Raw genomic sequence first — 4,672 nt, 5'->3', positions numbered from 1 at the left:
TACACCTATGTTATACTTCAAGAAATTAAGGAATACTTAATGCAATATGTCTGGCTCCTGTGCACTTTAAATTATGATACACCTATGTTATACTTTAAAAAACTAAGGAATACTTAATGCAATATGTCTGGCTCCTGTGCATTTATTACCAGATTATTGTGGTAATATTTTTTGTTGACAAATGTATTGACTACTTTATACTTGCCCGAAAAATATTAAAGTAGGATACTTATGAAGCAATTTGTTGAAAAATTTTTAATGGATACCGTAGTAAGATTATCGCATAATAAGTATATTAGTGCAATAAAAGAGGGTGTAATATCAGTAATTGGTATTACAATAGTAGGAAGTTTCTTCCTTCTTATAGCTTATCCTCCAGTTCCAAATTCTTGGTTTGAAACTGTTGGTATTTTTAAATGGATAGCAGCAAATAGAGACATAATATTGATGCCTTTTCAGGCTACTATGAGTATTATATCTATATTTGTTATTATAGGAACAGCTTATCATTTATCAAGAAATTTAGAATTACCAACCATACCAATTATATTAATTTCTTTGATAGCATTCTTTATGACTTTAGACTGGACTAAAGCATTTGAATCAGTATCATTTTCTACTGTTGTAGTTACAAATGAAAATCAAACAGCTTTAATGGAGCTTTTGAAATTAGATTCATTACCTAATATAGGCGATACATTAAGCATTACTTCAAACCCATTAAGTTCTTTAGGTATGATAATTCCTATGGATAATATGGGAAGTAAAGGAATGTTTGTAGGATTTTTATGTGTTATAGTGGTATGTCTTGTATTTAATTTCTTCAAAAAGAAAAATTTAACTATAAAAATGCCGGACGGAGTTCCAGAAGGTGTAATAAGGTCTTTTGAAGCTTTAATTCCTTTATTGGTTATAGTATCATTGTTTGAATTATTACATTTAATACCAGCTTTATTCCCAAATCAATTTCCTTCAGGAATAATAGATTTACATGTAATATTGCAAAAATTATTCTTCTGGCTTCCTATTATAATAAATAGCTTACCAGGTGCTTTAATAATGGTATTTTTTATATGTTTATTATGGAGTTTGGGTATTCATGGAAGCTCTATAGTAGAAGCATTTACTATGCCTATATTATTACAGCTTTTTGAAGCTAATGCACAGGCATATATAAATGGTGAAACTATACCTTATATATTAACAAATCAATTCTATTATGCATTTGTTTGGATAGGCGGGGGCGGCGGTACTTTAGGTCTTGTTATATTAATGGCTTTTGTAGCACGTTCAAAATACATGAAAGTTTTAGGAAAATCATCTTTAGCACCTTGTTTATTTAATATTAATGAGCCTATAGTATTTGGAACACCTATAGTATTAAACCCTTATTTGATTGTTCCATATATTGCAGGTCCTATGGTATGTGTAATAACTTCATATATCGCTACAAAACTTGGACTTGTGGCACAAACTGTTGCCGTTGTTCCTTGGACATTCCCAGCACCTTTATATGCTTATTTTGCAACAGGCGGGGATTGGAAATCAATAATATTAGTTTTAATTAATTTGGCAATTTTAACTGCTATATATTTTCCATTTTTAATAGCTTATGATAAAAAACTTTTATTAGAAGAAACAGAGGAAAATGGAGAAAATAGCGAAACTAAATAAAATAAAAGGGGATTTATATGGGTAAAAGAATTTTTGAATTAAGTTTAGAAGATGTATTAAATATGAATGCTTCTTCACTAAAAGAAATTATTAAAAAATCTGAAGGAAGATCTGTTATGTCTGAGGTATGCTGCGGTCATCAGCCTTTAATAGATTCTGTTAGTAATGCTGAAGCTGCTGCTGCTTTTGGGGCGGATTTAATAACTTTAAATTTATTTGATATGAATAAGCCTTTTGTTTGGGGACTATATAAAGAAAATCCTGATTCTTCAGAACAAACTTGGCTGTCTGCTAGATTAAAAGGTTTAGTTAATGAAATGAATAAAGACAATGATAATGTTGTTAGAGATTTAAAAAAAGTTACAGGAAGATTAATAGGCGTAAATTTAGAGCCAGTACCAGAAGACAGTAATTATAATCCTGGTTTCAGAGCTTCAAAAGAAAACTATGAAAAACTTCTTAAATATGGTTTTGATTATGTTGTTCTTACTGGAAACCCAAATACAGGCGTTACTATAGAAAACATAGCAAAAGCTGCTAAAGAATTAAAAAGTGTTTGCGGTGATAAAATTCTTATTATTGCTGGAAAAATGCATGGTGCAGGCGGCGATAATGTATATTCTATGGAAGAACTTGATAATATGGTTAAAGCTGGTGCTGATGTTGTTATGGTTGGTGCTCCTTCAACACTTCCGGGATATACTGTTGATTTTGTTCATGAGCAAATAAAAAGAATACATAGTTTCGGAGCTTTAGCAAAAACAGCTATAGGAACTTCTCAGGAAGGTGCAGATGTTAACACTATAAGAGAAATGACTTTATGGTCAAAAATGGCAGGTGCCGATATTGTACATATTGGTGATGCTGCTTATTCTGGTATGGCATTGCCTGAAAATATCATGGCTATGTCTATTGCCCTTAGAGGTATAAGACATACTTATAGAAGAATGGCTTATAGAAAATAAGAAAATAATTCATTATAGTTTTTTATATAATTTAAATAGTTGAAGCTGTATAAATATTATTTTATATGGCTTCAATTGTTTTAAAGTTATATTTATGATTTATATATTTGTTTTTTATTATTAATATATTACATAAACAATTATATTTTTCTAATTTCTATAATTTTATATAAATGTTATTTACTTTTTTGATGCATACGCTCTGTGTACTTCGTCAAAGTAGTAAAAAATGCACATACCATAGCTTAATATTTCAAGAATATGTATCAAACGTAGTTTAATACGTATTCTTAGTTTAAAAATTCAGTCTTTTTGGTTCTTTTGGTCACAAAAAGAACTGGGGGTTCGGGGGCTAGTCCCCGAAAATAATAACGATATAAAAACTAATTTTGACAAACTTAAAAATTTTTAGTATATATTGAAATTTTTAACTTTGTCAACTGATACACTTTATATAAATGTTATCAACTTTTTTGCCGCACAAAAAAGTTGCTGCCTACGGCACGCAGAGCGAAAAACGCAATTGCTAGAACTTTATATTTTAAGAATATATATTAAAGATGGTGTAATACCTTAGTTTTAGGTTGCACCTAAAGGTGGACTTCGTCAAATGCAGTTGTTCGTGAAGCGTATCCGAGCCTGTTAAGGATATAGCTTTTTGCTGAAGGTGGGCTGTGCCTTATACTAATACTTACAGTACTTCCTTCAGTCGTAAAAGAACTGTGGTGCTGTGTAAGCACATAGAGCTGCACGCTGTGTGCTTCACAGTGGTGAAATCCATACAAATATTTTAAATTAAAAAAATTATTTTTGATAAAATATAGTTGTTTAGGTATATATTCTAATTTATAATAATTCGATATGAGAAATTATGATACATAAAAAAAGTAATAATATAGACGTTAAAAAAATTAATAAGAATATTTTATATAAGTATATTTTAAAAAACGGAAAAGTTTCTAAACATGATATATCAATAGATTTAAATATGAGTATGCCTACTATACTTCAAAATATAAAAGAACTTTTTGATGATGATTTGATAAAAGAAGTTGGAGAGTTTGAATCAAGCGGAGGAAGGAAGGCAAAGGCTATATCTATAAATGAGAATGCTAAATATTCTTTAGGAATAGATATTACTAATAATCATATAAGTTTAGTTTTAGTTAATTTACTTGGAAATATTGTTAATAATGTAAGATTAAAAAAACGTTTTAGTTTTTCAGAAAAATATTTATTATGGTTTAAAGATTCTATTAATGAATTTATAAATGATTTTGACTTTGAAAAAATTTTAGGTGCCGGAGTATCCATACCCGGAATAATAGATAAATCAGGACAATATATTACATCTTCTTATGTTCTTGGAATCAATAATATAGAATGTTCTTCTTTCAGTAATTTTATACCATTTAATTCTATATTTATAAATGATGCCAATGCTGCTGGTTTTGCTGAAGCGAAATATATTGATAATAATGCAGTTTATTTATCTTTAAGCGACAGTGTCGGAGGAGCAATAATTCTATCAGATAATATTTATATGGGTGATAATGTTAGGGCAGGGGAGTTTGGTCATGTTACAATAGTTCCAAATGGAAAAAAATGTTATTGCGGAAAAATAGGCTGTTTTGATTCTTATTGCAATGCTTCTTTGCTTTCAGATTTAACAGACGGTAAATTGAATTTATTTTTTGAAAGATTAGATAATGGTGAATTTTTAGATGTATGGAAAAATTATTTAAATTATTTATCTATAATGGTAAATAATTTAAGAATGTCATTCGATTGCGATATTATTATAGGCGGATATGTGGGAAGTTATTTTCAAAAATACATTGATGATTTAAAAAAATTAGTTTCAAAGTTAAATACATTTGAAAATAGTGCTGATTATATAAAGGTATGCAGGCATAATTTTGAGGCATCGGCCATTGGAGCTTCTTTAAAGCATATTTATGATTTTATAGATGGAATATAATAATTTTTTGGTATATACCTAAACAAATATATTTTGTCAATTTTCAAACAGA

The 4,672-nt window shown here is 28.9% G+C and carries 3 protein-coding genes; all 3 read left to right on the top strand.

Translation table 11 applies throughout. The features are described 5' to 3' along the window. Window positions 1-231: 231 nt before the first annotated feature. The 3 genes from R4K56_RS14420 (at window position 232) to R4K56_RS14410 (ending at window position 4,620) form a co-directional block, all read left to right on the top strand. Window positions 232-1,674 (top strand): PTS sugar transporter subunit IIC, encoded by a 1,443-nt coding sequence (locus tag R4K56_RS14420; RefSeq protein ID WP_335773154.1) that lies wholly within the window; start codon window positions 232-234, stop codon window positions 1,672-1,674. Window positions 1,675-1,691: 17 nt separating this feature from the next. After that, window positions 1,692-2,639, top strand: a complete 948-nt coding sequence (locus R4K56_RS14415; protein WP_335773155.1) for a DUF7916 family protein — start codon at window positions 1,692-1,694, stop codon at window positions 2,637-2,639. Window positions 2,640-3,510: 871 nt separating this feature from the next. Beyond that, the gene (locus tag R4K56_RS14410) at window positions 3,511-4,620 is read left to right on the top strand and encodes an ROK family protein (RefSeq protein ID WP_335773156.1); all 1,110 of its coding nucleotides are present in this window, start codon (window positions 3,511-3,513) and stop codon (window positions 4,618-4,620) included. The last annotated feature ends 52 nt before the right edge of the window (window positions 4,621-4,672 follow it).

Source organism: Brachyspira pulli (assembly GCF_036997785.1).
GTDB lineage: Bacteria > Spirochaetota > Brachyspiria > Brachyspirales > Brachyspiraceae > Brachyspira > Brachyspira pulli.
This window is presented reverse-complemented; position numbering and strand designations above follow the sequence as displayed.

Coding starts and splice junctions, on each gene's coding strand:
- R4K56_RS14420 (WP_335773154.1), top strand. CDS start 232: ATGAAGCAATTTGTTGAAAAATTTTTAATGGATACCGTAGTAAGATTA.
- R4K56_RS14415 (WP_335773155.1), top strand. CDS start 1,692: ATGGGTAAAAGAATTTTTGAATTAAGTTTAGAAGATGTATTAAATATG.
- R4K56_RS14410 (WP_335773156.1), top strand. CDS start 3,511: ATGATACATAAAAAAAGTAATAATATAGACGTTAAAAAAATTAATAAG.